Source organism: Deinococcus aetherius (assembly GCF_025997855.1).
GTDB classification, from domain to species: Bacteria; Deinococcota; Deinococci; order Deinococcales; family Deinococcaceae; genus Deinococcus; species Deinococcus aetherius.
The window spans coordinates 190,509-217,500 of record NZ_AP026560.1; the positions used below are offsets into that span (position 1 = coordinate 190,509).

Sequence of the window (26,992 nt, forward strand, 5' to 3'; positions counted from 1 at the left end):
TGGCGGGGGTTGGCTTGGGGCTAGCCTTCCTTGGCCCCGCGTAACCGGCGGCTCTCCAGGTCGGCGTGCTGGTTCAGGTAGCGTAGCCACCCCTTCGAGGTGAGCGGCCCCAGGTCGTTGTGCTCGACGGTCGTGCCTTCAGGCGGGGGGACCGTGTGGAGTTGCCGGGCGAGGTCCACCGTCTGCGAGCGGGTCTGCGAGAGAAGGTCCTGCAACTCGCGCAGGGTGGCGTCGGCGGGCGGCCTGTAGGCGTGATTCTCGTCGCGCACGAACTCGCGCTGCCCAAGCGCCACCCGTAGCCGATTCTGCCCCCACCGCTCGATCCCGATGATGTGGGAGAGGACCGCGCGGTTCGCCTCGGTGTCGGCGGTGCGGGCAGCGCGCTGGGCCAGGAAGTTGCCGCCCCGTTCGAGCGCCTGCCCGAGTTCGGTATAGCTCACCCGCGCCGCTGGTCGCTCGAACACCTGGGCGACGAGGAAGTCCTTGACGTCCTCCTTGCGGTTGCGGGCCACAAAGGCCGCCCCGGCGGCGACGCCGACGCTGGCGACCGTCACCACGGCGGGCACGAACACCTTGCTGCGTTTGGTCATGCCCCCAGTGTACGGGCCCCCGGCTCAGCTCTGTTCCTGCGGGGTCCTGGTCTGGCTCTCCTCGGGCGTGGGCTTGCGCGTCTGGTTGGGCGTCGGGTTCGGGAACTGCGGGTTGGCCTTGCGGCCTGAGTCGTGCGGGTACACGCGGGCGTCCACGTCGTACGTCTGCGGGGGGCGCAGCTTGAAGCGCGTCACCTTGGCGGGCACGCCCATAGCAATGCCGTGCGGCGGAATGTCGCTGCGCAACAGGGCGTGGGTGGCGAGCATGGCGTCGTCGCTGATCACGCTGCCCGCCAGCACCGTCGAGTGGTAGGTGATGCGTGCGCCCCGCCCGATCACCGTGCGTCGCAGGGTCACGTCCGGCCCGTCGAGGACCGAATGCGTGTGGCTGTAAATATTGACGTAGTCGCTCACCGAGGCGTTGTCGTGCAGCTCGATCCCGCCGATGTCGTCGAGCAGGACGTAGCGGTGGACCACCACGTCGTCGCCGACCTCCATGTTGTACCCGACCGAGAACTCGACGTTCTGCCAGCACTTGAAGTTGCGCCCGACCCGCTTGAAGATGCGCTCGGCGAGGACGCGCCGGACAGGGATGCCCGTCACCGGGTTCTGCCCGACCGGCGTGAGGTCGAGGTTCTTCCACAGCCACAGCAGGGGCTTGACCCGGGCGAACTTCTCGGCGTCGGTCGCCATGTAGTACTCGGCCTCGAAGGTCACGTTGCGCGCGTCGAGGTTCAGGGCCGCGACCGGCGCGTCCGCGAGGAGTTGCCCGTACGCCCGCCCGTACATCGCCTGCGCGAGGAGGTCCCGCGCGAGGACGTTCCGGTCGGTTGCCGGGTCTGCAAGGCGTGATTCCAGGTCACGCAGGAATTCGCCAAACGCGGCCTGCGCGTCCCCGTCGATGCTCACCGGCTTCAGCCACGTCACGCCCGCCACTGTAGCGCGCCTCCGCCCACCACCATAGAGTTTAAAGCAGTTTTGGAAATCGTTCTGGTGCCGCCCACGCCCCTTCACTGGGAAAAGTGTCGTGCTGGAGAACAGAAGGCGCCCGGCACGGGTCCTAGACAGGTGGGGTGGGTGCCGCTCAACCCGGGGTGCCCAGCATCTGGGGTTGGGTCTCCAGCACCCGCACCCCGTACCCCAGCCCCCGCGCCGCCTCCGCCGTGGCGGGCAGCATCTCGGTGCCGGGCAGGGTCAGCAGGTGGAGTTCCGTGACCCCCCGCCGCCGCAACTCGGCGTCCAGCCCCGAGCCCGCGAAGGCGTTCGGGTGCGTGGCCCTGAGCGGCAGATCGCCCGTCTCCGCCCGGAAGTCGGGGTGCAGCACCCACCCCCGCGAGAAGGTCTCGCCCGGCGTGCCCAGGGCCCCGTCCCACTGCACGTGAACGACGAGGTGCCCCGCCGCCCGCGCCGATTGCAGCCGTTTCTGCCACGCCGCCGACAGCGCCTGCTCCTGCGGGTGGTCTTCCAGGTGGTGTCGCTGGGCGGTGAGCAGGACGAGGGCGACGGGCGTGGAAGTCATGGTGGAGATGATAACGGGGTGAGGGGCATGGGACGCAGGACGCGGGAAAGAACTCCCTTCGCTGCGCGCCGCCTTCCACGTCCTACTCCACCTTCATGCTCATGATGCTCGCCCCGGCGTCCACGTACACCGTCTGCCCGGTCACGCCGCTGCCCAGGTCCGAGAGCAGGAAGAGGGCCAGCTTGCCGACCTCCTCTGGGGTGGCGTTGCGGCCCAGGGGCGCGCTCGCGGCGGCCTTCTCGTACATCGTGCCGAAGCCGGGGATCGAGCGGGCGGCGATGGTGCGCATCGGCCCGGCGCTGATGGTGTTCACCCGCACGCCCGCCGCGCCCATTTCGGAGGCGAGGTAGCGGGTGGCCGCCTCCAACGCCGCCTTCGCCACGCCCATGACGTTGTACTTGGGCACGACCTGTTGGGAGGCGTGGTACGTCAGGCTGACGATGCTCCCGCCGTCTCTGAGCAGGGGCTCGGCGTGGCGGGCGGTGGAGACGAGCGTGTAGGCACTGACAGTGAGGGCCGTGTTCCAGTCCTCCGGCGTCGTGTCGATGAAGCGTCCCTCCATCGCCGTGCGGGGGGCGAAGGCGATGGAGTGGACCAGGATGTCGAGGCTGCCGAACTCGTCCCGCACCCGGCTGAATAGGGCGGTCAGGTCCTCCTCGCTCGTCGCGTCGGCCTGCTGGGACCACACGCCCTCCCGGCCCGCCAGGAGCTTGTCGAGTTCGCCCCTCAGCCGCTCGCCCTGGTAGGAAAAGCCCACCCGGCACCCCGCCGCGAGAAGCTGCTCCGCGATGGCCCAGCCGAGGCTGCGGGCGTTGGCGACCCCCATCACGAGGGCGGTCTTGCCGGACAGGTCAACGGAAACGGTCATGGGCGTGACTGTAGCAACCCGGCGGGGCCGGGCGTTGGAGCGGGTGTAAGCGGCGGGAGTGGGAAAGCGGGCCAGATACGCCTTGGCGCGCGGGAAAGGATCGTGCAGGAACGCCTCGGGAGGTCGCGGGCCGAAGCGGGAGCAGCAGGCGGCGAGGTCAGGACCGCCCGCGTGGAGATCGGCCCGCCACCCAGGGTCGAGGGCGCGGTAGGCCCGGACGTGCTGGCGAAGCAGCGCCCGCTCGGAAACGAAGCCCTGCGTGGAGTGACCCCAATCGAGCGGACCGCAGGGCAAGTCACATCTGGGGGGCAGTGTACCGAGCGGCGAATTCGGCAGGCGGGACGTACCCCAGGCTGGAGTGCAGTCGGCGGCGGTTGTACAGGTTCGCAATAAAGGCATCAATGTGCCGCCATGCGTCTTCCAGATCAACGTACTCTTGCAGATCAACCTCCTCGGTCTTCAGGGTCTTGTAAAAGCTCTCCATCTTGGCGTTGTCGTACGGATTCCCCGTTCTGGACATGCTGGGCGTGATGCCCACTTCGCGGAGTCGGTTGACGTAGACCCGGCTGGCGTACTGGGCGGATTCAAGCGGTCGTTGCAACAGCAGTATGAATGGCGTGCAGCGCGTGTTCGAAGGCCTCCTTGGGTGTTCGCCAGTCGAGCACCTTGCGAGGTCGGGCGTTCAAGGTAGCGGCCACGGCGGCAAGGTCGTCCGCGCTGTGCACGCTCAGGTCCGTGCCCTTTGGAAAATATTGGCGCAACAGACCGTTCGTGTTCTCGTTCGTGCCTCGCTGCCACGGGCTCTGCGGCTCGCAGAAATAGACGGCGACCCCGGTTTCACCGCGCAGTTTAGCGTGCTGGCTCATCTCAGCACCCTGATCCCACGTCAGTGACCGTCGGAGCTGCTCCGGCAGGAGGGTGAGTGCGCTCGTCACAGCGTCACGCACCGCTTCAGCACCGTGTCCAGCCAGCGCCGGGCCATTCTTGACGCGAGCTTCCACACCGTGGCTGGGCAGACGAGGGAGATGAAGCAACAACGTGAACCGCGTCGAGCGCTCCACCAAGGTCCCGATGGCCGAGCTCCCCAGGCCGAGGATGAGGTCGCCTTCCCAGTGGCCCGCCACCGTCCGATCCGCCGCTTCTCCTGGACGCTCTTTGAGCATGACTTCGGGGGCGACGAACGGCTTGCTCATTCGGGCGCGACGCGCTCGAGGAACACGCAACGTTCGACCGGTTCGCAGACAGGTGACCAGCTCACGGCGCAGCCCACCCCGCCCTTCGATGTACAGCGCCTGGTAAATGGCCTCGTGGCTGATGCGCATGGTGCGGTCATTCGGAAAGTCGAGTTGCAGTCGGCGGGCGATCTGCTGTGGACTCCACGCACTGGCCCAGCGGCGACTCTGTCGCCGCCCGTGCCGACGGCCCTTGAACGCCACAGTCGGCCCAGGAATAGTTGCCCCGCAGGGCGAGGTGACCTGCCCGGCCAGGCGGTCTTGCACGTACGCCCGCAGCGCCACGTTCACCGCGAGTTTGGCTGGTTTTGGTCGGCGGGCGGACCGTTCGGCGTGCCACTGGGCAGTCGTCGCCCGGTACTCCAGGCCGCCGCCACGCGTGGCGGCGTTACGCCGCAGTTCACGCGAGATGGTCGACGGGGACCTTGCCAAGTGCCTCGCAATCTCCCGCACGCCATGACCTTGTGCTCGACGGAGCGCGATCTCTTCCCGCTGGGCGAAGGACAGATACCGCCCTGACGGCGTGGCGTTCCAGGGAGCCAATGTTGTGGGGGGCATACCACCTGCCTCTCGAAACCATCGCGTGCCCACCGCAGGCGAGACACCGACGGCTGTGGCTGCATCTTCACTCCCTTGACCCGCCGCAATCAACACCCAGAACTGCCGCTGGTGCTCCCGTCGGGCGACGCTTGGCCGTCCTGGCGAATGCAGCTTACAGCGCCCCGCACTATCTGATTTTCGCTTCCCAGTGCTCATCCCACCCTCCTTGGTCAGGGTGTTGCGACGACCACTTGAATCCACCCTGCACGCCCTGGTCCGAATGATGCAGGAGCCCTGGGGCCGGACAACGCGCGGCCAGCGCGTTGTTCAAGGCCGTCAGCGGCAAGTCCGCGTCGAGGAACCTGGACATGGACCAGCCGACAACTTCACGGGTGAAGCCGTCCAGAACGCAGGCCAGGTAGACAAAGCCTTGCTGGACCCGCACGTAGGTCAGGTCGGCCTGCCACACCTGATCCGGTCGTACCGGGATGACCTCGGGCAGCAGGTTGGGGAAGCGCGCCTCGCTGTGGTTCGAGTGGGTCGTCGCTCGGTAGCGACGTTTAGGGCGGCACAACAAGCGGCGTTCCCGCATGACCCGCAGCACCCGTTTGTGATTCACCGGGCGGCCTCGTCGAGCCAACTCGCGGGTCACGCGCCGATACCCGTAGCCGACGAACTCCTCCACAACCGCCTCGATGTCGCTCACCAGCGCCTGGTCGACGTCTACCTCCTCCCGGCCCTCCTGTTTGTAGAACCACGAGCGGCTGACCCCATGCAGCTCACACAGGCGACGTACCGACACCTCAGGATGCGCGCTCCGCGCATCCTGAATCATTTGGTGCCTCCTTTCGAGCGGTACGTCGCCAACGACTTTTTCAGGATCGTGTTCTCCAGCGACAACTGCCCGCAGAACCGCTCCAGCTCGGCAATACGTTGTTCCAACGACTGGTCGGGTTTGGCCTGGTCGGTGAAGGCCGCTTCCCCTCGGGCCTCGACCTCCTTCCGCCACCGGTGAATGAGGCTGGGTGAGAGGGCATGCTCCCGGCAGAGCTGGGCAGTCGTCTTTTGACCCCCGTTGACCTGGTTCACAATGTCGAGCTTGAACTCACGGCTGTGGGTGCGTCCGGGCATAGGGGCTCCTTCGGTGCCGTCAGCCTACGGGCTGACGGGGGCGAAGTGCCTTGCCTCCTGGTCCGCTCCTGGGGGGTCATTCCAACGTGGCACGCCCCCGCGCTGAAGAACACCACGTCTGGCCGTGACCACACCCGCAGCGGGTCGCGTTTCTCGTCCGGGGTCAGCGCCCAGGCCAGGATCGGTCTTCGCACCACGCTCCAAGCGTAACCTAGCTGCCCCCGCCGCCCGGGTAGACCGTCAGAATTCGGTGAGAGATGCGAACCGATACTGACCCCCTGATGCTGCTGCGTTCCCCCCTGCTGCCGCTGCCGCACGCGTTCACGACGCGCGCCGGGGGCGTGTCCACGGGCGCCTACGGTGCGTCTGAGGGCGGGGGGTTGAACCTCGACGAACGCGAGGACGACCCCGGCCTCGTCACCGAGAACCGCCGCCGCCTGGCCGGTGCCCTGGGTTTTGACGAGGAGCGGGTGGCGAGGCTCAACCAAATCCACGGCACCGAGGTTTGCGAGGCGCGAGCGGGTGTGCAAGACGGCGACGCCCTGGTGACGACCGAGCCGGGGCTTCTCCTCGCCATCGGCACGGCGGACTGCTACCCCATCCTGCTCGCGGACGAGACGGCGGGCGTGGTCGGCGCGGCGCACGCGGGCTGGCGCGGCACGTTGGGAAGGATCGGGGCGCGCACGGTGGAGGCGATGGTGGCTCGCGGTGCCACCCCCGAACGTCTCCGGGCGGCGGTCGGTCCCGGCATCTGCGGCAAGCGGTATCCGGTGGGCGCGGACGTGGCGCGGCAGTTCCGGGAGGCTGGCCTCGGCGAGTTCGTGCTGGAGAAGGGCGGCGCCCCCCACCTCGATCTCGCGGGAGCGAACCGGGCCGTGCTGCTCTCGACGGGCCTCCTCCCGGGGAACATCTGGGTGAGCGGGCGGTGTTCTACCGAGCCCGACTTCTACTCCTACCGCCGCGACGGGGGGCACACGGGCCGGATGTGGGCCGTGATCGGCCTGCCGGGGGCGAAGGGGGGCGCGGCGTGAGTCTTTCTGTCCCCCGGGGTCTGCTGCGCCCGCGCGACGTGATCGACCATATCCACGACATCACCCCCGATTTCCTCGCCGAGCGTGGGCTGCGCGGGCTGCTCCTCGACCTCGACAACACCCTGATCCCCTACGGCAGCTACGAGGAGCGGGCGGACGTGATGCGCTGGGCCGCCGACCTGCGCCGGGCGGACACGCGGCTCTACCTGCTGAGCAACGCGACCGGCAAGCGCGCCCGCTTCTGGGTCGACAAGTTGGGCTTCGAGGGGGTCGGGATGGCGGGGAAACCCAACCCGCGTGCCTTCCACCGGGCCCTCGCCTCGCTCGACCTGCCCGCCCGGCAGGTGGGGATGGTGGGTGACCAGCTCTTCACCGACGTGCTGGGCGGCAACCTCGCCGGGATGTACACCGTCCTGGTGCGGCCCCTGGCGGTGAACGCCCTCCCGCACACCCGCGCGGCCCGCAAGCTCGAACGGGCGGTCCTCAAACGCTACGGCCACGACTGGCGGCCCTGAATGACCGGCCCCGCCTTCCACCCCGACTCCCCCGGCCCTCCCCAGGCCGGAACTCCCAACGCCTGAACACGGAGGACTGACAGTGGCACTCTCGATAGGTGACCGGCGCCTCGGCGCAATCCTGCTGGAGCAGGGGTACGTGAACGACCTCGACCTGCAAAAGGCGCTCGTGCGCCACGCGGAGGTGGGGGGTCGTCTCAGCGACATCCTGATCGACTCGGGGATGGTGGGCGAGAAACGCATCGCGCGGGCCATCGAGGAGGCGCTGGGCATTCCCCTGGTGGACCTGCTGGTCATCACGCCCGAGCCAGCGGCGGTCGCGGCGATCAGTGCCCAGACGGCGCAGACGGTGCAGGCCTTCCCCTTCGCGCTGGACGGCGAGACGCTGCGGGTGGCCCTGGCCGACCCCCTCTCCAGCGTGGCCATCGAGGCGCTGGAGGACGACAGCGGGCTGATGATCGAGCCGTACCAGGCGCTGCGCGACCAGATCCTGTGGTCCATCGCCACCCATTACCCGGAGCTGGACCTCTCGGCCCCCATGCCTGCCGAGTCGCAGGGGGACAGCGCGGGGGGTGGGCGGCTCGGGCAGCGCCTGATCGCTCGGGGCCTCCTGAACGAGTCGCAGCTTGGGGTCGCGCTCGACGTGCAGCAGCAGACCGGCGAGCCGCTGGGCAACACCCTGGTCACCCAGGGAATCCTCAACGAGGACCAGCTCTACGAGGTTCTGGCCGAGCAGGCTGGGGTCGCTTTCGTGCGCAACCCGCGCGACTTCCAACCCACCGAGGACGTGCTGGGCGGGATGCTGCGCGCGGACGCCCTGCGACTCCAGGCCGTGCCGGTGGACGAGGGCCCGCAGGGCGTGGTCGCCGTGGCGAGCGACCCCCGAAAGCGCGACGACCTCGCGGCGGTGCTCGGGCGCCCGGTGCAGCTCGTCCTCGCCAAGCCGCGCGACGTGGAGGCCCTGATCGAGCGCTTCTACCCGCAGCGTGGCCGCCTGGGCGAGCAGATGGTCCAGCAGGGGACCCTCTCGCGGGCGCAACTGCGCGAAGCCCTTCAGGTTCAGGCGCGCGGCGGCAAGGTCAAGCCGCTCGGCGAGGTGATTCTCGAACTGGGCTTCGCCAAGGCGGACGAGATCGAGGGGGCGTTGCAAAAGCAGAACGCGGGCGGGGGCCGCCTGGAGGATACCCTCGTCCAGTCGGGCAAGCTCAGCCCCGAGATGCTCGCCCGCTCGCTCGCCGCACAGCTCGGCTACGAGTTCCTCGATCCCGCCCGGAATCCGCCCGACGCCAAGGTCGCGCTGATGATCCCGGAGTCGACGGCGCGGCGCTACCTGGTGGTGCCCGTGCGGTTCCAGGGCGAATCGCTCGTCATCGCCATGAAGGACCCGCGCAACGTCTTCGCGCTGGACGACCTCAAGCTCATCACGGGGCGCGAAATCGTCCCGGCGGTGATGGCGGAGAAAGACATCACCCGGCTGATCGAGCGCTACTTCGGCAGTCAGGACATGGCCGACCTGGGCAAGAGGCTCGCCGCCGAGAGCAAGAGCCGCGAGGCCAAGAAGCAGGAGGACGTGGACGTCTCCGCCCTCGACGACAACGCCGTCGTCCGGGTGGTGGACAACCTGATCCGCGAGGCCGCCCTGATGGAGGCCTCCGACATCCACATCGAGCCCACCGAGACGTCCCTGCGGGTGCGCTACCGCATCGACGGCGTGCTGCGCGAGCAGAACGAGCTGCCCAGGGGAAGCGCCCAGAGCATCCTCGCCCGCATCAAGATCATGGGAAGCCTCGACATCTCCGAGCGCCGGGTGCCCCAGGACGGCCGCATCCGCTTCAAGAAGGGTTCCATCGACATCGACCTGCGCCTCTCGACCCTGCCCACCGTGTACGGCGAGAAGGCCGTGATGCGCCTGCTGCAAAAGGCGAGCAACATCCCGGAGGTCGAGCAGCTCGGCTTCTCCGAGCACAACTTCCAGCGGTATCTGGACGTGACGGACAAGCCCAACGGCATCTTCCTGATCACCGGGCCGACGGGCTCGGGCAAGTCCTTCACCTCCTTTTCGACCCTCAAGCGCATCGCCCGCCCCGAGAAGAACACGACGACCATCGAGGACCCCATCGAGTACGAGATTCCGGGCATCGTGCAGTCGCAGGTCAACGTGGCGGCAGGGATGACCTTCGCGCGGGCGCTGCGGGCCTTCCTGCGCCAGGACCCCGACATCATCTTCGTGGGCGAGGTCCGCGACGTGGAGACCGCCAAGATCGCCACCGAGGCCGCGCTGACCGGCCACCTCGTGCTGGCGACCCTGCACACGAACGACGCCCCCGGCGCGATCACGAGGTTGGAGGAGATGGGCGTGGAGCACTTCAACATCGCCGCCGCCGTGGTGGGCGTGCTCGCTCAGCGCCTCGTCAGAAGGGTGTGCGGCGAGTGCAAGCAGTCCACGAACGCCGACCCCAACGTCCTGCGCCGCCTGGGGCTGACCGAGGCCCAGGTCAGCGGCGGCAACCTCGTGCGCGGCTCGGGCTGCCCCCGTTGCGGCGGCACGGGCTACAAGGGCCGTATGGGCATCCACGAACTCATGGTGATCGACGATCCCCTGCGCCGCGCCATCGGGGCGGGGAGGACCGCCGCCGAGATCCGCGACGTGGCCCTGGCCGAGAGCGAGATGCGGACCCTCCGGCAAGACGGCATCGAGAAGGCCTTGCAGGGGCTGACCACCCTGGAGGAAGTGCTGGCGGTGACGAGCAACTAGTCGCCAGCCGCCATCCGCCAGCAAAGACCCCCACTGACCACTGACCACTCACCACTCACCGAGGTTCCCCCATGACCAATCCCGCCCCCGCCGACATCACCGATATCCTGCGCGTGGCCGCCGAGAAGGGCGCGTCCGACGTGATCATCACCGTGGGGCTGCCGCCGCAGTTCAAGCTCCAGGGGGTGTACGACCCGCAGGGCTTTTCCGAACTCGTCCCGACCCAGACGCGCAAGCTGATGTACTCGATGATGAACGAGAAGCAGCAGCGCACCTTCGAGGAGAAACGCGAGCTTGACTTCTCCTTCGCGCTGGGTGAAAAGGCCCGTTTCCGCGTGAATGCCTTTATGCAGCGCGGGAACGTGGGCGGGGTGCTGCGCCTGATCCCGACGAAGATCAAGACCGCACAGGAGATGGGGCTGCCGCAGAGCATCGTGGAACTGGGGCTGGCGCCGCGCGGGCTGGTGCTGGTGACCGGCCCGACGGGCTCGGGCAAGAGCACCACGCTCGCCGCGATCATCGACCACATCAACCAGACGAAGCGGGCGCACATCGTAACCATCGAGGACCCCATCGAGTTCATGCACACGCACAAGCAGAGCATCGTGAACCAGCGCGAGGTGGGGGCCGACACGATGAGTTTCAACGCCGCCCTGCGCGCCGCGCTTCGTCAGGCGCCCGACGTGATCCTGGTGGGCGAGATGCGCGACTACGAGACGATCAAGGCCGCCGTCACCGCCGCCGAGACCGGGCACCTCGTGATGGGCACCCTGCACACCAACTCGGCCCCCGAGAGCATCGACCGCATCGTGGACGTGTTCCCGGAAGAGCAGCAGGAGCAGATCCGGGTGCAGCTCGCGGGCAACCTCGTCGCGGTGATGACCCAGCAGCTCCTCCCCAAGGCGGACGGCTCAGGCCGCATCCTCGCCTACGAACTCCTGATCGCCAACCCCGCCGTGCGCTCCCTGATCCGCGAGGGCAAGACCTTCCAGATCGTCTCGACCATGCAGACGGGCGCCCGCGAGGGCATGGTCACGATGGACGCCTTCCTGGCGAACCTCTACCGCCGCCGCGTGATCACCTACGACGTCGGCGTCGAGCGCGCCGTGGACCCCAAGGAGTTCGCCCGCCTCGCCAACGACCCGGGCGCGGGTACCGGGGCCGCCGCCGGGTACGCTCCCCCGGCGGGCGGCGGGGCCATGCCCCAGGGGGCGGGCCGCGCCGCCGCCAACCCCACCCTGTCGGGCGTGCCCACGGGCCGCACCGTCGCCGACGCGGGCTTCGGGACGGGCGGGGGCAAGCCGTACGGGCGGGGCTGAACAAGGTCGTCCGGCGCCCGGGCCACCACGCGGAGAATGTCGGGCGTGAGTTTGACCTTCTCCCTCCTGCGGCACGGGCAGACCGAGTGGAACGTGGAGGGCCGCCCGCAGGGACGGCTGGATTCTCCACTGACCGAGCTCGGCGTGGCGCAGGCGCGGGCACACGGGGCCACGCTCGCCCCGCTGCCCCTGGCCCGCGCCTACACCAGCCCGATGGGTCGGGCGCGGCGCACCGCCGAACTCGTTCTGGAGGGGCGCGACGTGCCGCTCACCGTGCTGGACGACCTCGCCGAACTCGACGCGGGGGAGGTGAGCGGGTTGACGCGCCCCGAGTGGCAGACCCGCTTTCCCGAGTGGGCGGCTGACCGCCGACGCGACAAGTACCGCACCGTCTTTCCGGACGGGGAAAGTTACGAGGCCGCCGCCCCCCGTGCCGACCGGGCGCTGAAGCGTATTCACGGGGACGGGCCCGGCGCGGTGCTGATCGTGGCGCACGAGATGATCGGGAAGCTCCTGCGGATGCACCTCCTCGGACTCACCCCGGCGCAGGCCATGTCCCTGCACCATCCCCAGGACGTGATCTACCGCGTGCAGGGCGGGGAGTTGTCGGCGAGCGTGGCGGGCGGACCCTTCGTGCCCTTCCCATTCCCTCCTCCCGGCTGACCACGACGCACTACCCTGCCCCCATGTGGGCCCAACACGACCTGTGCCTCCGTCCCCTCCCGCGCGGCTTCCACCTCATCACCCGGGAGGTGCTGAGCGCCGTGCCCGAACTCGTGCGGGTGCGGGTGGGGCTCCTGCACGTCTTGATCCAGCACACGTCGGCCAGCCTCGCCCTCAACGAGAATGCCTCGCCCGACGTGCGGCGGGACTTCGAGCGGTATTTCAACGGGCTCGTGCCGGACGGGTGGCCGGGGTTCGAGCACACGCTGGAGGGGCCGGACGACATGGCCGCCCACATCAAGGCCAGCCTGCTCGGGCCCAGTCTGACCCTGCCCGTGCGGGAGGGGCGGCTCGCGCTGGGGACGTGGCAGGGCATCTACCTGTGCGAGCACCGGGACGAGGGCGGATCAAGGCGGCTGGTGCTCACACTTCAGGGGGAGGAACGCTGATCTGACCGCCCCCTACCTTCCCGGCCGAAGGGTGAGCGTCCGCGTCCTGCCCCAGTCCCGCTCGTCCGTGCTCATGGGGAGGTAAGCGCCCGACGCCCACAGCGCCTGCTGGTCGGAGACGTGATTGCCGAGGGGGTTGCCGCCCTGCCCCAGGCTGCCCACGTACACGCTGCGGTTCATGTCGCTCAGGTCGATGATCTGACGGTAGCTCGGGCCGTGCGTTTGCCGCATCGTCCCGGGGTCGGGGCGGGCGACGTTGACGGTGTTCGTGCCGCCGCTCGTGGGGGTGGAGTGGTTGAAGAGCCAGGCGAGGACCTTTACGCCCCCGAAGGCGCGGTGATCGCTGGCGACGGTGTGCAGCCTGCCGTAGGTCCAGCCGCCCATGTCGGGGCCGAGGCGGGCCGAGAGGTCGCCCACCGTGCGTTTCAGGCTGGCCTGGAGTTCGCCCGCGCAGTCCTGCCGCCCCTCGCTCTCGTCGTGGCACAGGTCACCGTCCGCCCGCAGTTGATTGAGGACGGCGAGGCTGTTGATCCTCGTCCCGCCCCCCAGTTCGTCCTGCCCCATCGCCTGAAGCTGCGCGAGCCAGGCCTCGAAGATGGCCGCCTCCACGCTGGAGGTCGTCTCGTTCCCGTCCCAGCCCCGCAACCGGGTGAGGGCCTGGCGGCTGAGGTCGTCTCCCGGGCGGGTGGCGAGCAGGAAGGGCTTCAGGTCGCGCCATACCAGGCTCACCGTGTCGAGCTGCACGCGCTTCACGTCGTCCACGGTCAGGCCCGTGGATTTCGCGGTCAGCAGGCTGGTGATGCGCTCGGCGCGGTAGGGCTCGGACCAGTTGCGGATGTTGCCGAGGGCGAAGGGGTAACCGCCCGGGACCACCTTGTTGTTCGCTGTGACGACCAGCCCGTCGGCAGGGTTGTAGGTGTGCGGCAGGCGCGCGAAGGGGATGAAGCCCTGCCACTCGCGGGTGCCGTCGCCGGGGACGGGGAGGGAGCCGTCCCAGCCCCGGCGGATGGGGACACGGCCCGGCGCGTAGTACCCGGTGTTGCCGTCCACGTCGGCGTAGACGAAGTTCTGACTGGGGGCCACGTACCGCTCCAGGGCGGTCACGAAGTCCTGCCAGTTCTGCGCGTAGTTGAGGCCGAAGAAGGCGTCGAAGGTGGTGTCGCCCGGTTGCAGCGCCGTCCACTTCAGCGCCACCCGGGGCCCCACCTCCCCCGCGCCCACGTCGCTGACGATGGGGCCGTGCGCGCTCTGGCGGACGGTCAGCCGCACGTCGGGGCGGCCCTTGACCCGGATGACCTCGACCCGCTCGGTCAGTTTCGCGCCCTCCGGCTCGACGTAGAGGTCCTGCACGTCGGGGTTCACGTTCGTCACACCCCAGGCGATCCGGTCGTTGCGCCCAATCACGACCCCGGGAAGGCCGGGGATGGTTGCCCCGATGGCGTGCAGGGTCGGCCCCCGCACGTCGGCCAGATACCACAGCATCGGGCTGGTGAGGGCGAGGTGCGGGTCGTCGGCGAGGATGGGCTTGCCGCTGGCGGTGCGCTGGCCGCCGATCACCCAGTCGTTGCTCCCCTTGCCGGGCACCCGCTCCAGGCCGAGCGAGCGGGCGGCGGCGAGGTGAGTTCGGAGGGCCTGCACGGTCGCGGCGGGGAGGACGGCGGTCTGGCCTCCTGCCCGCGTCGCCCGCCCGGTCAGCCCGAGTTCGTCCCGGCTGAGGATGGTGGGGGCGCCCTGCGGGTAGGGGGGTAGGACCTCGTTCAGGCCGCGTGCGCCCAGCCTCTTCAGGACGTGTGTGCCCAGCACCTCGTCGTCGTAGTTGCCGCCGAGGTCGTAGGCCATCAGCTTGCTCCACGAGACGCTGTCCACGTCCGTCCAGGGCTCGGGGGTGTAGCCCAGGATGCGGAACTCGGGGGCGAGTTTGCCCTGCGCGAGGCCCGCGTTCACGCCCACCGTGTAGGCGTGGATCAGGCGCCGCGACCGCTCCGACAGGGCGGGGAGGATGCTCTGCGCCGCGCGCTGGAAGCCCCAGGTACGCAGGAAGCGGTCCTGCGGCAGGGCGGCCTCACCCAGCACCTCCGAGAGGCGCCCCTGCGCCACCCGCCGCTGGAAGTCCATCTGCCAGGCGCGGTCCTGCGCGTGGACGAAGCCGAGGGCGAACATCGCGTCCTCGTCGCGCGCCCCCGCCCGGATGTGCGGCACCCCCCACCCGTCGCGCGTCACGGTCACGGGACCTTCGATCCCCGCCAGCGTCACCGTCCCCTGCACCCTCGGAGTCGAGGTCGCCTTCAGCCACAAGATCACCGCCAACACGGCCACGAGCAGGAGCAGCACGGCCCACAGCAGTCCCCGCCCCAGCCGACCCGCCCAACTCCGCCGAGTCCTCAACGCCATTCCAACCCCCTTTTGAAGTGAGTCCAAGATAGGGCGTTCGGGGAATTACGTCGCGCGCCGCTGGGCCAACGCGGCGCCCGCCAGGATCAGGCTGCCGCCCAGCAGCACGGCGGGGCGGAGCGCCTCACCCAGGATCAGCCCTGCCAGCAGCACCGTGAACAGCGGCTCCAGCGTGCCGACCAGGCTGGCCCGCGCCGCCCCCAGCCGCGCGACCGCGCCGTACAGGGCAGGTACGGCGACGACGGTGGCGACAACCGCCATGCCCACGATCACGCCCCACTGGGTGAGGGTGTCGGGAATGTGCAGGGTGCCGCCCCCCGCCGCGAGGAGCGCGAAGTACACGCCCGCCACGAGCGCCATGTGCCCGGTCGAGGCCAGTGACGGCACGCCTGCCAGCCACCGTTCCGAGGCGAGCAGGTAGGCGGCGTAGAGGGCCCCCGACCCGGCGGCTAGGGCGAGTCCCAAGGGGTCACGGTCCCCTGCCCCCGGCACGCCGACCACCAGCCCCAGCCCGAGGGCGGCGAGGGCGACCGCGCCCAGCCGGGTCGCGTCGGGCCGCCTCCCCGCGAGCCACCCGAAGAGGATCACGAAGGCGGGCGCGAGGTACAGCAGCAGGGAGGTGGTGCCTGCCGTGATCCGCCCCAGCGCCGTGAAGTAGAGGGTCGTCGCCACCGCGTAAATCAGCCCGACGCCTAACAGCGGCTGACGTTCCCGCCACGTCAGCCCGCGCCCCGCCAGCGGGAGCAGCACGGCGGCCACCAGCCCGAAGCGCCAGGCGAGCAGGTCGAAGCTGCCCAGACCCACCCCCCCGGCGAGCTTGCCCCAGATGCCCAGCGTCCCGAAACTCAGGGCCGACACGAGGGCCAGCCCCAGGCCGGAACGTGTGCGGTGGGTTTCGGTGCGGGGGGCGGGAACGGTCGTCACGCGGGCGAGCTTAGCGTGGCGGTGGTGGGGGAGGGTGGGGTGTCAACCCGGGTTGCTCACTCCGGGCAGGGGGGGAACGCGGCACAATGCGACGTGTGACCCTGCCGCCCGCCTCTCCCCCTCCCGCGCCCTGGCGGGTGGTGGTGCCCCTTCCTGTGCCCGCGCTCGACTACGTCCCTCCCCACGGACGGGGGGGAGCGGTGCCCGTGGGCTGCCGGGTCCTCGTGCCCTGGCGCGGGGAACTCGCGGTGGCCCTGGTGGTGGGTGAGGGAGACCCGCACGGCGCCCACCGCCTGCGTGAGGCGGTCCACGTCCTCGACGACGAGGAGGAACCGTGGGTGCCCCCCGCCACGGTGGAGGCGGTGTGTACCTGGGCCCGGGACGCCCGCCTCCCCGCTGGGCTGGTGTGGGGCGACCTGCTGGGCGCGGGCTGGACGGCCCGGTACGACCACCGCGTTCGGGCGGTGCCGGGCGCCGACCTGAGCGCCTTCGGTCGTCGCGCCCCGACGGGGGAGTGGGCGAGCGCCCGTGACTTTTCCCCCGCCCTCCTCGACGCGGTCCGCGAGCAGGGTCTCTTGGAGGAAGACTTCCGGCCCACCTCGCGCACCCGGGGGCTGGTCCGCGCCCGCCCCCTGGACGCCGTGCCCGCCGCCGCGAGGACCACGACCGTCCTCCAGGCCGATCCCGAGGCCCCCGGCACCCTGACCCCCAAGGGGCGGCAGGCCTGGGCCTGGCTTGCCGAGCAAGGACCGCAGCCCACGCTGAGCGCCTGGGCGAGGGGGGCGGGGGTGGGCACCGGGGTGGTGTCCGGCGTGGTGAGCGCGGGCGGGGCGGAACACGTTGAGGTGGAGGCAGCCCCCCCCGCCGCCTGGACGTGGCTCAGCGAGCACGGTCCCGTCGAGTCCCTGAGCGCGTGGGCGAACGGGGCGACGGCGGACGGGGTGCCCCTGTCGCCGACCGGGGCGGGGAGCCTCGTCGCGCGGGGGTGGGCGGACGCCGTGCAGGAGGCGGCCCCGCCCCCACCTCTCCCCGAGCCGGGGGCGCCCTGGCTCACCCACGATCCCGACCGTCTGCCCGAGGCTGCGGCGTGGCGGTTGCACGGCGGTCGTTCCCTGTCCCGCTTCCGCACCCTCGCCCCGCGCATCTCCCGCCTGCTCGCCCAGGGGCGCGGCGTCCTCGTCCTCGCCCCGGATCACGCGACCCTGCGCCGGGCCTGGGAGGGGCTGTCCGGGCTCGCCGAAACGGCGGGCACCCGCGCCGTGCCCATCAGCGGGGCGCTGAGCGACGGGCAGCGCGAGCATGCCTGGAACCTGATCCGCTCGGAGGAGGCGCGGCTGGTGATTGGCAGCTACCTCGCCCTGACCGCCTCCCTCCCCGACCCCGCCCTGATCGTCGTGCTGGAGGAGGCGAGCGACGCCTACAAGCTCGCAGCGGGTTCGCACGCCTTCATCCCCGACGTGGCCGCGCGGGTGGCACAGGCCCACGACGCCGCCCTTGCCCTGGTGGGAAGTGCCCCCGCCGCCGAGAGCGTGCCCCTGCCCGGCGCGGTGCTCCCTCCGCCCCGGGCCCGGGTGCATGTGGTGGACTACGCCAACCCGCCCGAGCAACCCGAACTCGGGCCGCTGAGCGGTGTCCACCTCACCCCCGGCGACCTGGGCTACCCGGTCAGCCACGACCTCGCGCGCCTCCTGCGGCAGGTGCAGGAACGCGGGCGGCAGGCGGCGCTGCTCGCCCCCCGGCGGGGGTACTCGGCCCTGCTGCGCTGCCCGACCTGCGAGCACACGCCCCAGTGCCGCAACTGCGACGTGGCGCTGCGCTTCCACCAGGAGACCCGGCAGCTCACCTGCCACCAATGCGGCTACCGTGAGTCCGTTCCCGACCGCTGCGACGTGTGCGGCGAGCAGATGTGGAAGGCGCGCGGCCCCGGCACCGAGTGGATTGCCCAGACGGTCGAGAAGCTCGCCCCCGGCCTCCCCGTCTACCGCTACGACCGCGACCGTCAGGACGACCTCGCGCCCCTCCACGCGGGGGAGAGCGGTGTGGTCGTCGGCACCCAGCTCCTCCTCTCGCAGGACGCGCCGCCCAACCTGGCATTGATCGGCGTGACCCTGGCCGACACCTGGCTCAACCTCTCCGACTTCCGCGCCTCCGAGCGGTACCACCGTCTGCTGCGCCAGCTCGCGGAGTGGCACCCCGAACGCGCCCCCCTGCTCGTCGTGCAGACCTTCCAGGCCGACCACCCGGCGCTGAAGGTCCTCGTCGAGGGCCGCGACGCCCTGGCCTACCCCGCCGCCGAGGAACGGGTGCGCGCCGCCCTGGGGTATCCGCCCCACGCCCGCCTCGCCCAGGTCGAGGTCGCCGCCCGCGATCCCGTGCGGGCAAAGGTGGCCGCCCAGGAGGTGTTCGACGCCCTGCACGGGGCCGGGGCGCACGCGCACGAGGTCCTGGGCCCCGCGCCCAGCCCGGTCGCCCGGTTGCGCGGCGTGTACCCCTACCACCTCCTGCTGCGGGCCCGCGACGACGCCCGGCTCTCCCAGCTCCTCGCCACCCTCGACCGCTCGTGGAAGGCGCGGGTGCGGGTGGACGTGAATCCGCGCGGGGGGCTGTAGGGGGGAGTTGGGGATCAGGGGGAGACTCCCCGGCAGATGCCTGAGCCGGGTCCCCTTCTCATCCCTCATTTCTCACCCCTAATCCCTTCTTTCAGCCTGCTCGGTTCACCTGAGCCCCTGGGCTAAACTGCCCCCCATGATCCGCCTCGCCGTCCTCGCCGACCTGCACGCCAATCTGGAGGCGACGCTGGCGGTTCACGCGGACGTGCAGAGGCGCGGGATCAGCGAAATCTGGGTGCTCGGCGACCTCGTGGGCAAGGGGCCGCGCCCGCGCGAGGTGGTCGAGTGGACGCAGACGTACGCCACCCGGGTCATCCAGGGCAACTGGGACGCCCGCGTCGCCGGGGCCACCCACCGCCCGCAGGACCTCTGGCCGCGCAGCCAGCTCACGCCGGGGCAACTGGCCTACCTCGCGGGGCTGCCCTACGGCATCGAGGAGCAGTTCGGCGGCGCGTGGTGGCGGTTTGTCCACGCGAGCAGCAAGGGCCTCTTCCACCGCCTGTACCCCCACTCCAGCCTCGCCGAGCAGCTCGACGCCTTCGCCCCCAACCCCCAGTTCGCCCTCTACCAGCACGCCGACGCCCTCGTCTACGCCGACGTTCACGAGACCCTGATGCTCGACGTGGAGGGCCGCCCCCTGATCAACACGGGCTCGGTCGGCAACCCCCTCGACAGCACCCTGCCGAGCTATCTGATCCTCGAATTCGACCCGCAGGGCCCCGCCCACACCGCCTCCTTCGTGCGGCTGACCTACGACCGCGCCGCCGAAATCACCGTCGCTGAGGCGAGCGGGATGCCCTTCACCCGCGAGTACATTGCGGAGCTGCTGACGGGGGCGTACCAGAAGCGGCGGGCGCGGACGGGGGAGTAGGGAACATGGGGAGTAAACCGTGGGTCGTGGCAAGAGAAAACCCCGCACGTAGCGGGGCCTTTTTATCTTTTTTTATTTTTTAAGGTTCACGCCGTCAGCTCCCCCCGCTCCCGCATCCGCTCGGCCAGCTTGGCAGGCTCGAAGAGGCTGGCGCCCGCCCCGTAGCGCCGCCGCACTGCGCTCTGCACGAGCCAGAGGGCCACGGCCACACCGACGAGGCTGATGGCGAGGGCGGGCACACGCATGATCGCGTTCACCTCGGCGACCTGAGCGTTGAAGGCGTCGGTGCCGAACTTGGCCGTGACCCGCCCGTAGTTCACGACGCTGTTCACCACGCCGCCGATCAGGTCCACGACCGCGAAGGCGACCGTGCCCAGGGCGAGCGCCCGGTGAACCTGCGGGTCGCGCATCGCCTGCTGGGTGGCCGCCCGGTCCCCCGGCTTCTCGCCGATGCTGGCGGCGTCGAGGAAGACGCGGAAGAGGGGCACGCTCGTCGCCGCGCTGATCAGGAAGAGCAGGCCCGTCAGGTACGAGCGGGCGCTGTCCTTGATGGCGTACCAGAAGCCGTCCACGTACCAGAAGGCGAGCGCCCCGCTAAAAATTGCCCCCGCCCCGCCGATCAAGGCCACCGGGCTGACGTTGCGGTTCACGAAGAGGTCCACGAGGACGTAGACGACGGGGATCAGCGCCGCGAGCAGGTACGCCCGGATATTCCCCGCCGTGCCGCCCCCGAACACGTTCTCCGCGATGCTGATGCCGCTGCCCAGGATGTTCGGGCTCAGGATCAGGATGGGGATGATCAGGGTGAAGACGAGGTCCCAGACAGTCTTCGGGACGCCCGCCCCAGGCTTCTTGGCGGGGGCGACGGGGCGGGGGGAGCGCGGGGCGGTCATGACCGACAGTCTCTCATGGGCGGATGTGCGTTCCTGGGGGGTGGAGTAGGAAAGATGGGCGAGGCCTCCCCCGCCCGCCTCAGTCGTCGTGCCCCGGGCTCGCCTGCCCGCGCTTCCCGCTGACCTCCTCGCGCACCTCGGCGATGAAGTAGGTGCAGGCCTCGGCGCAGGGGATGGCGCCCGGCACGCCCGAGAAGAAGGTGCGGGTCAACTTCTCCCCGGCCCACAGCCGGGTCTTGAGGCAGCCGCTGCACACATCCTTCGCCACGTCCTCGACCTGCTCGGGGGTGGCACGGGTGACCTTGGTGTAGATGCCGGTCTGGCGGCGGGCGGTCGTGGGCCAGGGGGTCGCCCGCAGGGTGTGGCAGTGCTGCGCGTAGCCCTCCTCCACCACGGCGGGATAGAGGTAGTGGACGCCGCGCGGGAGGTCCGCCTCCGAGAGCACCGCCCGCCAGCCGCGCGGCAGGTTGCGCAGGGTGTGGACTGGGCGGTGGTGCCCGCCCTCGTCCCGCCGGGCCAGGTCACGCAGGCCCTCGGGGGTGACGACGGTGGTGAGGTCGTCGGTGGGGCGCCCCTCGTCGAGGGCGTGCCTCAGCTCGAACATGCCCGCGTGCGGGGTGACCACCGCCTCCCCGACCCGGGTGCCCCGGCGGGCCAGGTCGAGGAAGGCGGCCCAGGCCTGGGCGTGCCCCCGCTCCTCGTCCCCGCCCCGCTCCGATGCCCCGCGCGCCTCCTCGGCGAGATGCAGCACCACGTCGGCGACCGAAGGATGGGTGCCCACCGGCCTCGCGTAGTACACCGTCTGCGGCCCGTGCGGGTTCTCGGGGAACTCGGTCACCTCGCCCGTCAGGCCCATGTCCTCGGGAATTGTCTCCAGGGTGTGCCACCCCTCCGAGGCGAAGAAGGGCACGACGACCACCCGGGGGGCGCGGACCCGCTCGGGCCAGCCTCCCACCTTGGGCTCCTCGTCGAGGAAGAGCGCGTGGACCTCGGCGAAGAGGCCGCTCTCCCGCAGGCGGTCTGCGTTGCCGTAGATCACCCGGTTGGAGTTCTCGTTGCGGGTGGTGCCGTGCCCGAGCACGACCAGGGCGGTGTCTTGCGCGTTCAGGTCAGGCAGGACCTCGCGCGCCCGCTCCAGGATCACGTCGCTCATGCCCGGGTGAACGCCGTAGGGCAGGGTGTATCGTACCGTCCGCCCGCCCAGGACCCGCGCCACACCCCCCGGCGGCACCGGGCCCTGGTGACCCAGGCCGAGTTCGCGCGGGATCACCGTCTCGGTGAAGTAGCCCTCGGAGATGAACATGGGGATCACCGTCACGTCGGTGCTGGCGGTGGTCTTGAGGACCTGGCGCAGGGACGGTTCTTCCTTCCAGTAGCCCTCCACGACCTCGTCGAAGAGGCCCCGCCCGCGCAGCAGCTCCGCGTAGCGGTACACCGCGCCCGCCGACTCGCCGTTGAGGTGTGAGCCGTGACCGACCAAGACGAGAGAACGCATACGGCGCAATCTAACGTCATGTCAGGCGCGCGATTGTCCCGCCTCACCCTCTCGCCCGCCCCCATGAATCGCCCTGAAGTGTGCCCTCACACCCGTTATGGGAGAGATGCGTAGGTTGGGAGGCGTCCGCACGTCACTTCACTCCCCAGGAGGTTTCCCCATGTTTTTCGACCAACGTGACCGCCACGAGCAGATGGCCCGCCTCGACCCCCGCGACACCAACATGGACGGGATGGTGAGCCCCCAGGAGGCCGCCGCCTACATTCAGGAGTACATGCAGAACGCCTCGCCCCAGGAGCGGCAACAGCTCATGCAGGAGTACTTCCAGCAGCTCCCTCCCGATCAGCGCCAGCAGATGGGGGACGCCATGGTGCAAAGCCCCTACAGCCCGGTGCAGAACGTCCGTTACGACGACCCGAATGACCTCGCCGACGCCTACACCCGCACGGCGCAGGCTCCGATGCAAGACGGCCGCAGCCCGCTGGAAGCCGCCTTCGGGCAGGGCGGGGCGCTCGGCAACCCGCTCGTCAAGGCCGGACTGGTCGGCTTGGCCGGGATGATCGGCAGCCGCCTGCTCCGGCGCTGATCCTTCCCCCTTGCCCCCGGCTCGCGCGGCCGGGGGTTTCGCCATCCTTGCCCCCGGGGCGATGGGGCGAGGGGTTGCGATTGCGGGCTTAACTCAGCCGCTACAATCGCCCGCGATGCCCCTCTCGTACCTCACGCGCATCGCGCAGACGCCCGCCCCGACCTTCGAGGAGGAGGCGCGCGCCGCGCTGATGATGCACCTGTGGGGCGACCTCGGCTACCGCACCGAGCGCGACGAGGTGGGCAACGTCCTCACCCGCCTGACCCCCCCGGGCACCGAGGGCCGCCCCGCCCTCCTCCTTGCCGCCCACCTCGATACGGTGTTCGCCCGGGGCACTGACGTCACCGTGCGCGAGGAGCGCGGTCGCCTGATCGGCCCCGGCGTCGGCGACAACAGCGCCAGCCTCGCCGTCGTGACTGCCCTGCTGGAGGACCTGCGCGGGCAGGAGGGCACCCTGCGCCGCCCCCTCTGGGTCGCCGCCAACGTGGGCGAGGAGGGCCTGGGCGACCTGCGCGGGGCCAAGCACCTCCTCGCCCGATACCGCCCGGAACTGGGAGCCTTCATCGCCGTGGACGGGTACCTCGGCGTGGCAGTCACCCGGGCCGTCGGGGTGCGGCGCTACCGGGCCGTCTTCCTGGGGCCGGGTGGGCACTCCTGGGGCGATCAGGCGCCGAGTGCCCTGCACGCGCTCGGGGTGGCGATCAGCGCCCTGTACGCGCTGCGCCGCCCCCTCTCCCCACGCACCACCCTCAACGTGGGGCTCGCCTCGGGGGGCACGAGCGTGAATTCCATCGCCGGGAGTGCCGAACTCCTCCTCGATCTGCGCTCGCTCGACCCGCAGGTGCTCGCCGACCTCGACGCGCGGGCGCAGGCGGCCATCCACTCCGCCGCTCGTGAGGTCGGGGTCAACGTCCACCTGGAGCGGGTGGGTGACCGCCCCGGCGGCGACCTGGGGGCCGAGCCCCTGCTCGACCTCGCCCGGGACGCCGCTTCGGAGCACCACACCGACCTGCGCCTCGCGTCGAGCAGCACCGACGCCAACGCCGCCGTGCCCCACGCCCTCCCCGCCATCGCGGTCGGCGTCTACCGGGGCGGCAACGCCCACCGCGAGGACGAGTGGGTCCAGGCGAGCAGCCTCGCCCCCGGCCTGCGCTTCCTGCGCCGCATCGTGGAGCTGTACCAGCGCCGCCCGGTGGCGTAGGAGGGATCGGCGATCAGCCGTCAGCCTTCAGACATGAGGAGCCAGTGCCAGAGACTCAAGGCAAATACGCCCTGGTCCACCTGACCCTTCCAGCCCTCGACCCAGGGCGGGGGAAGGCCACGCGCTGACGGCTGAAAGCTGATGGCCGACCGCTTTTTTGTGACCTCCACGGCTTTTTCGCCCCACCAACTTCCCATCTGTTCAGAGCAGAATGAGAAGGGTCATGACCCTCCTCTCCCGCCGCCGTGCGGCCTCCCACCTGTCCGTGTTTCTCGCTGCCGCGACCCTGCTCACGACCGGACCGCTGGGCCCGGCGGCGGGAGCCCAGGGTGCGGCCCCCGTCTCGCCCGCCCAGGCGACCTTCGATCAGGTCAACCTGCTCCTGCAACAGGAGTACGGCGGGCTCTCCACCGTGGACCGAGTGGCCCTCGGACGCGAGTACCAGACGCGGCTGAACGCGGTCTGTGCTCCCACGCCCACGACCTGCCCGGCCGAGAAGGCCTACCCGGTCATCGAGGCCGAACTTACCGCCCTCGGCGACGAGCACAGCTTCTTCCAGACTCCCGAGGACTTCCAGGATTTCGTGGCGAGCGCCACGGGTGGCAACCGCCGCCAGTTCGGGGTGAAGCTCGCGCCCCTCGACGGCGAGAACCGGGTGGTGTTGGAGGTCGTGCCCCAGAGCGCCGCCGAGGAGGCGGGCCTGACGCGCGGGGACGTGCTCCTCACCATAGACGGGCAACCGTACACCTTCGCGGGGCTGCGCGACGCGCGAGTCGCGGCCCGCACGGTGGCCCTCGGGCTGGAGCGCGCGGGGCAACCCCTTTCCGTCACGCTGACTTCCCGCGACAGCTCCACCCGCGACCTGCCCCGGCTGAGCTTCGCGGGGGCGGCCCAGAACGTCGCCGTCCTGCGGATTCCCACGTTCCTGGCGGGCGGCGGCATCGCCCAGCGGGTGCACGACCTCGTGGCCGAGGCGCGCGGGCGGGGCGCCCAGGGGTTGGTCGTGGACCTGCGCGGCAACACCGGGGGCAGCCTCGCGGAGTGCGACAGTTCGGTGAGCGCCTTCGTGCCCGCTTTCACCCGCGTCGCGCGTGGGGCCGAGGGCAACGACTCCACCCGCGTCAGCCGGGGAACGCGCTTCGAGGACGGCCGCAGCCTGGGCGGAGTGCGTAACCCGCAGCTCTGGACGGGGCCGCTCGCCGTGCTGGTCGACCGGGGCAGCGCCTCGTGCAGCGAGTTCTTCGCCTTCGAAATCCAGTACGCCGGGCGCGGCCCCGTGATCGGCGCGGCCACGGCGGGCGTGGGCAACACGGCCACCCGCATCTTCCCGGTCGGTGAGGACGCCGCCCTGCAACTCACCATCCTCAACTACGCCAAGCCCGACGGCACCCCGTACCCCGTCCGCGTGACTCCCAACGTCGCCCACGACGAGAGCGAGAACGACATCCGCCTCCTCACGCGCGGCCAGGACACCCTGCTTGACCTCGGCCTCCAGTCCCTCGCCACCGCGCCGACGATCAGCCAGGATCAGGACCGCTCGCGTCCCTGAGTCGGGCGCGGCGAGCTGCCCAGGTCGAGGGCATGACCTGGGGAGTGTCGTCTGATCTAGGGCAGCCGGGACCGCAGGGCCACGAACTCTCCCTCCAGCCGGTAGGACCCCAGGGCGGCGGGGATGACCACGGAGTCGAGCGTCCCGAGCGTCACGTCGCCGCCCTCCCACGTCAGCCGCACCTCCCCGGACAGCACCGTGACAGCGTGAAAGCTCTCACCGCGCGTGTCCCCTGCCACGGCCTCGCCCCCTGCCAGGCGTTCGAGGACGAAGTAGTCGCAGCGGGTCAGCTCCTGGATCTCCCCGGGCCGGGGAGGGCCGCTGTGCTCCACGGTGGCCTGCGCGTTCGTCGTCACGAGGGCGCTCTCGCGCAGGTGCAGGGCGCGGCCCGCACTCGCCGGGCGCTCCCAGTCGTAGACGCGGTAGGTCAGGTCCGAGGTCTGCTGCACCTCGTAGAGAAAGAGACCCGGCCCCAGCGCATGCAGCGTTCCGGCGGGCATCAGGACCGTGTCGCCCGCCGAGACGGTTTGGCGCTGAGCGTGGTCTATCACCCGCCCCCCCAGGATCGCGGCCCGCAACTCCTCGGCCCCGGTGTCTGGCCGCACCCCTGCGATGAGCTCGGCCCCCGGCTCCGCGTCCAGGATGTGCCACGCCTCCGTCTTGCCGAGCTGGCCCTCGCCCGCCAGCTCGCGCGCCTGCTCGTCGTCGGGGTGGACCTGCACGCTCAGCCACTCGTCGCAGTCGAGCAGCTTGATCAGCAGCGGGAAGCGGTCGCCCCGCGCACGGCTCCCGAGGACCTCGGCCGGGTGGGCGGCGCTCAGCTCCCCGAGGCTCCGCCCGGCGTGCGCTCCTCCCTCCACCACGTTGCCCTCGTACACCACCCACGCCTCGCCCACGGGCGCCCGGGCCTCCGGGGCCAGCCGCCTGCCGCCCCACACACGTTCCGAGAGTTGGGCCTGGAGCACGAGAGGCGCGGCAAAGGGGGAGGTCATGCTCCCCATCATGCCAGAGGGCACTCCTTCACCCACACAAAAACCCCGCCCACCCCCACGGGGGGCAGAACGGGATTGGAGTGGGGGAAAGCTCAGGCCTGCACGCGGCTGGGACGGCTCACCACGGTGCGGGCCTCCTCGTGCTTGGTGCCCGCCGCGTAGCCGACCTGGGCGCCGAACTGCCAGGCGAGCTTGATCATGAATTGGATGGCTTCCTCGTCGCCCTGATGGATCAGCGCCCGCAGGTGCTCGGGCAGGCCCTCGGGGAGCGGCATGGCCGCGAGCTGCTCCCCGTACTCCGCCCGGAGCTGCTCGAACCACTCGGTGTAGGGGTTGGTCATGCCCCAATCTTAATACGAACACGCTCAAGGAATGTAAGTGATAACCTTCATGGACCGAGGAGGGGGTGCTGGCTATGCAAGCGGCGGAGTTTGCCTTCCGGGCACTTTTTTCTTTTCCCAATGGTGTTACGCTTCACGCATGACGGCGATCCTCAACCCCGACCTCCAAGACGGCGCGCCCGTCTTGCCCATCCGCATCAGTGAATTCGGCGCCCAGAAGGCGCTGGCGATCCTCGCCCAGAGCGGCAAGGAGAGTGCCGGAGTCCGCGTGTTCATCAAGAGCGGCGGTTGCAGCGGCTACCAGTATGGTATGGCCATCGATGACCGCGAACTTGAGGGCGACACCATCATCGTCGACCGTGGCGTGAAGCTCGTGGTGGACCGCATGAGCCTGCCCCTGCTCGAGGGCAGCGAGGTCGACTTCGTGGAGAATATGATGGGCGGCGGCTTCACCGTCCATAACCCCAACGCCACGAGTTCCTGCGGCTGCGGCCACTCCTTCCGCACCGACGGCGCTCAGTCCCCCGA

25 protein-coding genes and 1 pseudogene (1 of these 26 running past the window's edge) are annotated in these 26,992 nt (G+C 70.4%); 12 read left to right on the top strand and 14 right to left on the bottom strand.

The features are described 5' to 3' along the window. Positions 1-20: 20 nt before the first annotated feature. The 8 genes and pseudogenes from DAETH_RS00910 to DAETH_RS00945 form a co-directional block, all read right to left on the bottom strand. Complete coding sequence (locus DAETH_RS00910) at positions 21-590, bottom strand: DinB family protein (RefSeq protein WP_264776087.1); 570 nt, start codon at positions 588-590, stop codon at positions 21-23. A 24-nt stretch (positions 591-614) separates the two neighbouring features. Then, a complete protein-coding gene (locus DAETH_RS00915; protein WP_264776088.1) occupies positions 615-1,517 on the bottom strand; it encodes an acyltransferase in 903 nt (300 codons plus the stop codon). A 157-nt stretch (positions 1,518-1,674) separates the two neighbouring features. Beyond that, positions 1,675-2,109 carry an isochorismatase family protein gene (locus DAETH_RS00920; RefSeq protein ID WP_264776089.1) on the bottom strand — a complete coding sequence of 145 codons (435 nt, stop codon included), beginning with the start codon at positions 2,107-2,109 and terminating at the stop codon, positions 1,675-1,677. A gap of 82 nt (positions 2,110-2,191) precedes the next feature. Continuing rightward, a complete protein-coding gene (locus DAETH_RS00925) occupies positions 2,192-2,977 on the bottom strand; it encodes an enoyl-ACP reductase FabI (RefSeq protein ID WP_264777360.1) in 786 nt (261 codons plus the stop codon). Positions 2,978-3,272: 295 nt separating this feature from the next. Beyond that, a pseudogene (locus DAETH_RS00930) lies at positions 3,273-3,518 on the bottom strand (transposase); the annotation flags it as partial. Positions 3,519-3,561: 43 nt separating this feature from the next. After that, positions 3,562-4,965 (bottom strand): IS30 family transposase, encoded by a 1,404-nt coding sequence (locus tag DAETH_RS00935; protein WP_264774760.1) that lies wholly within the window; start codon positions 4,963-4,965, stop codon positions 3,562-3,564. After that, the gene (locus DAETH_RS00940) at positions 4,937-5,584 is read right to left on the bottom strand and encodes an IS3 family transposase (RefSeq protein ID WP_264774761.1); all 648 of its coding nucleotides are present in this window, start codon (positions 5,582-5,584) and stop codon (positions 4,937-4,939) included. Before DAETH_RS00940 ends, DAETH_RS00935 begins: the two co-directional genes overlap by 29 nt. Continuing rightward, complete coding sequence (locus tag DAETH_RS00945) at positions 5,581-5,880, bottom strand: transposase (RefSeq protein WP_264774762.1); 300 nt, start codon at positions 5,878-5,880, stop codon at positions 5,581-5,583. The genes DAETH_RS00940 and DAETH_RS00945 overlap by 4 nt, the downstream gene beginning before the upstream one ends. A gap of 257 nt (positions 5,881-6,137) precedes the next feature. Between DAETH_RS00945 and pgeF the strand changes: the two genes are divergently transcribed. The 6 genes from pgeF to DAETH_RS00975 all read left to right on the top strand — a co-directional run bounded on the left by pgeF (position 6,138) and on the right by DAETH_RS00975 (position 12,612). Further along, the gene (gene pgeF / locus DAETH_RS00950) at positions 6,138-6,911 is read left to right on the top strand and encodes a peptidoglycan editing factor PgeF (protein WP_264776090.1); all 774 of its coding nucleotides are present in this window, start codon (positions 6,138-6,140) and stop codon (positions 6,909-6,911) included. Continuing rightward, positions 6,908-7,426 carry a YqeG family HAD IIIA-type phosphatase gene (locus DAETH_RS00955; RefSeq protein WP_264776091.1) on the top strand — a complete coding sequence of 173 codons (519 nt, stop codon included), beginning with the start codon at positions 6,908-6,910 and terminating at the stop codon, positions 7,424-7,426. The genes pgeF and DAETH_RS00955 overlap by 4 nt, the downstream gene beginning before the upstream one ends. 82 nt (positions 7,427-7,508) lie before the next feature. Then, the gene (locus DAETH_RS00960) at positions 7,509-10,181 is read left to right on the top strand and encodes a type II/IV secretion system protein (RefSeq protein ID WP_264776092.1); all 2,673 of its coding nucleotides are present in this window, start codon (positions 7,509-7,511) and stop codon (positions 10,179-10,181) included. 71 nt (positions 10,182-10,252) lie between these two features. Then, a complete protein-coding gene (locus DAETH_RS00965) occupies positions 10,253-11,500 on the top strand; it encodes a type IV pilus twitching motility protein PilT (RefSeq protein ID WP_264776093.1) in 1,248 nt (415 codons plus the stop codon). Positions 11,501-11,545: 45 nt separating this feature from the next. After that, positions 11,546-12,163: a histidine phosphatase family protein gene (locus DAETH_RS00970; protein ID WP_319993725.1), complete on the top strand. Its 618-nt coding sequence runs from the start codon at positions 11,546-11,548 to the stop codon at positions 12,161-12,163. Between the two features lie 23 nt (positions 12,164-12,186). Further along, positions 12,187-12,612: a secondary thiamine-phosphate synthase enzyme YjbQ gene (locus tag DAETH_RS00975; protein WP_264776095.1), complete on the top strand. Its 426-nt coding sequence runs from the start codon at positions 12,187-12,189 to the stop codon at positions 12,610-12,612. Positions 12,613-12,624: 12 nt separating this feature from the next. On the opposite strand, the gene DAETH_RS00980 is transcribed toward DAETH_RS00975, so the two are convergent. Continuing rightward, on the bottom strand, positions 12,625-15,003 hold the full coding sequence (locus DAETH_RS00980; protein WP_264776096.1) for a penicillin acylase family protein: 2,379 nt from the start codon (positions 15,001-15,003) through the stop codon (positions 12,625-12,627). A 45-nt stretch (positions 15,004-15,048) separates the two neighbouring features. Next, on the bottom strand, positions 15,049-15,927 hold the full coding sequence (locus tag DAETH_RS00985; RefSeq protein WP_264776097.1) for an EamA family transporter: 879 nt from the start codon (positions 15,925-15,927) through the stop codon (positions 15,049-15,051). 95 nt (positions 15,928-16,022) lie between these two features. On the opposite strand from DAETH_RS00985, the gene priA reads away from it, so the two are divergent. Together priA and DAETH_RS00995 are read left to right on the top strand one after the other, a co-directional pair. Then, complete coding sequence (priA, locus tag DAETH_RS00990) at positions 16,023-18,536, top strand: replication restart helicase PriA (RefSeq protein WP_264776098.1); 2,514 nt, start codon at positions 16,023-16,025, stop codon at positions 18,534-18,536. A 136-nt stretch (positions 18,537-18,672) separates the two neighbouring features. Continuing rightward, a complete protein-coding gene (locus tag DAETH_RS00995; RefSeq protein ID WP_264776099.1) occupies positions 18,673-19,407 on the top strand; it encodes a metallophosphoesterase family protein in 735 nt (244 codons plus the stop codon). Between the two features lie 86 nt (positions 19,408-19,493). Here DAETH_RS00995 and DAETH_RS01000 read toward each other — a convergent pair whose 3' ends face one another. After that, complete coding sequence (locus DAETH_RS01000; RefSeq protein WP_264776100.1) at positions 19,494-20,300, bottom strand: VC0807 family protein; 807 nt, start codon at positions 20,298-20,300, stop codon at positions 19,494-19,496. A 79-nt stretch (positions 20,301-20,379) separates the two neighbouring features. Beyond that, positions 20,380-21,795 (bottom strand): DR2241 family protein, encoded by a 1,416-nt coding sequence (locus DAETH_RS01005; protein WP_264776101.1) that lies wholly within the window; start codon positions 21,793-21,795, stop codon positions 20,380-20,382. 160 nt (positions 21,796-21,955) lie between these two features. Between DAETH_RS01005 and DAETH_RS01010 the strand changes: the two genes are divergently transcribed. From DAETH_RS01010 to DAETH_RS01020, 3 genes are all read left to right on the top strand, one after another. Beyond that, positions 21,956-22,381, top strand: a complete 426-nt coding sequence (locus DAETH_RS01010) for a hypothetical protein (RefSeq protein WP_264776102.1) — start codon at positions 21,956-21,958, stop codon at positions 22,379-22,381. A 115-nt stretch (positions 22,382-22,496) separates the two neighbouring features. Further along, on the top strand, positions 22,497-23,582 hold the full coding sequence (locus tag DAETH_RS01015; protein WP_264776103.1) for a M20/M25/M40 family metallo-hydrolase: 1,086 nt from the start codon (positions 22,497-22,499) through the stop codon (positions 23,580-23,582). 223 nt (positions 23,583-23,805) lie between these two features. Beyond that, a complete protein-coding gene (locus DAETH_RS01020) occupies positions 23,806-25,131 on the top strand; it encodes a S41 family peptidase (RefSeq protein ID WP_264776104.1) in 1,326 nt (441 codons plus the stop codon). A 56-nt stretch (positions 25,132-25,187) separates the two neighbouring features. Here the strand turns inward: DAETH_RS01020 and DAETH_RS01025 are convergent, their stop codons facing one another. Beyond that, positions 25,188-26,123: a type I phosphomannose isomerase catalytic subunit gene (locus DAETH_RS01025; protein ID WP_264776105.1), complete on the bottom strand. Its 936-nt coding sequence runs from the start codon at positions 26,121-26,123 to the stop codon at positions 25,188-25,190. Positions 26,124-26,215: 92 nt separating this feature from the next. Then, entirely contained in the window at positions 26,216-26,464 is a 249-nt protein-coding gene (locus DAETH_RS01030; protein ID WP_264776106.1) for a DdrH, read from the bottom strand. A gap of 139 nt (positions 26,465-26,603) precedes the next feature. On the opposite strand from DAETH_RS01030, the gene DAETH_RS01035 reads away from it, so the two are divergent. Continuing rightward, positions 26,604-26,992 carry the 5' portion of a HesB/IscA family protein gene (locus tag DAETH_RS01035; protein WP_264776107.1) on the top strand. 34 nt of this gene lie beyond the right edge of the window, so the window shows 389 of its 423 coding nt (coding positions 1-389); the start codon lies at positions 26,604-26,606; the stop codon falls past the right edge of the window.

Bases quoted from the DNA above. Each gene is read 5' to 3' on its own strand.
- DAETH_RS00910 (WP_264776087.1), bottom strand. From the start codon at position 590: ATGACCAAACGCAGCAAGGTGTTCGTGCCCGCCGTGGTGACGGTCGCC.
- DAETH_RS00920 (WP_264776089.1), bottom strand. From the start codon at position 2,109: ATGACTTCCACGCCCGTCGCCCTCGTCCTGCTCACCGCCCAGCGACAC.
- DAETH_RS00925 (WP_264777360.1), bottom strand. From the start codon at position 2,977: ATGACCGTTTCCGTTGACCTGTCCGGCAAGACCGCCCTCGTGATGGGG.
- DAETH_RS00935 (WP_264774760.1), bottom strand. From the start codon at position 4,965: ATGAGCACTGGGAAGCGAAAATCAGATAGTGCGGGGCGCTGTAAGCTG.
- DAETH_RS00940 (WP_264774761.1), bottom strand. From the start codon at position 5,584: ATGATTCAGGATGCGCGGAGCGCGCATCCTGAGGTGTCGGTACGTCGC.
- DAETH_RS00945 (WP_264774762.1), bottom strand. From the start codon at position 5,880: ATGCCCGGACGCACCCACAGCCGTGAGTTCAAGCTCGACATTGTGAAC.
- pgeF (WP_264776090.1), top strand. From the start codon at position 6,138: ATGCGAACCGATACTGACCCCCTGATGCTGCTGCGTTCCCCCCTGCTG.
- DAETH_RS00965 (WP_264776093.1), top strand. From the start codon at position 10,253: ATGACCAATCCCGCCCCCGCCGACATCACCGATATCCTGCGCGTGGCC.
- DAETH_RS00975 (WP_264776095.1), top strand. From the start codon at position 12,187: ATGTGGGCCCAACACGACCTGTGCCTCCGTCCCCTCCCGCGCGGCTTC.
- DAETH_RS00980 (WP_264776096.1), bottom strand. From the start codon at position 15,003: ATGGCGTTGAGGACTCGGCGGAGTTGGGCGGGTCGGCTGGGGCGGGGA.
- DAETH_RS00995 (WP_264776099.1), top strand. From the start codon at position 18,673: ATGATCCGCCTCGCCGTCCTCGCCGACCTGCACGCCAATCTGGAGGCG.
- DAETH_RS01000 (WP_264776100.1), bottom strand. From the start codon at position 20,300: ATGACCGCCCCGCGCTCCCCCCGCCCCGTCGCCCCCGCCAAGAAGCCT.
- DAETH_RS01005 (WP_264776101.1), bottom strand. From the start codon at position 21,795: ATGCGTTCTCTCGTCTTGGTCGGTCACGGCTCACACCTCAACGGCGAG.
- DAETH_RS01010 (WP_264776102.1), top strand. From the start codon at position 21,956: ATGTTTTTCGACCAACGTGACCGCCACGAGCAGATGGCCCGCCTCGAC.
- DAETH_RS01015 (WP_264776103.1), top strand. From the start codon at position 22,497: ATGCCCCTCTCGTACCTCACGCGCATCGCGCAGACGCCCGCCCCGACC.
- DAETH_RS01020 (WP_264776104.1), top strand. From the start codon at position 23,806: ATGACCCTCCTCTCCCGCCGCCGTGCGGCCTCCCACCTGTCCGTGTTT.
- DAETH_RS01025 (WP_264776105.1), bottom strand. From the start codon at position 26,123: ATGACCTCCCCCTTTGCCGCGCCTCTCGTGCTCCAGGCCCAACTCTCG.
- DAETH_RS01030 (WP_264776106.1), bottom strand. From the start codon at position 26,464: ATGACCAACCCCTACACCGAGTGGTTCGAGCAGCTCCGGGCGGAGTAC.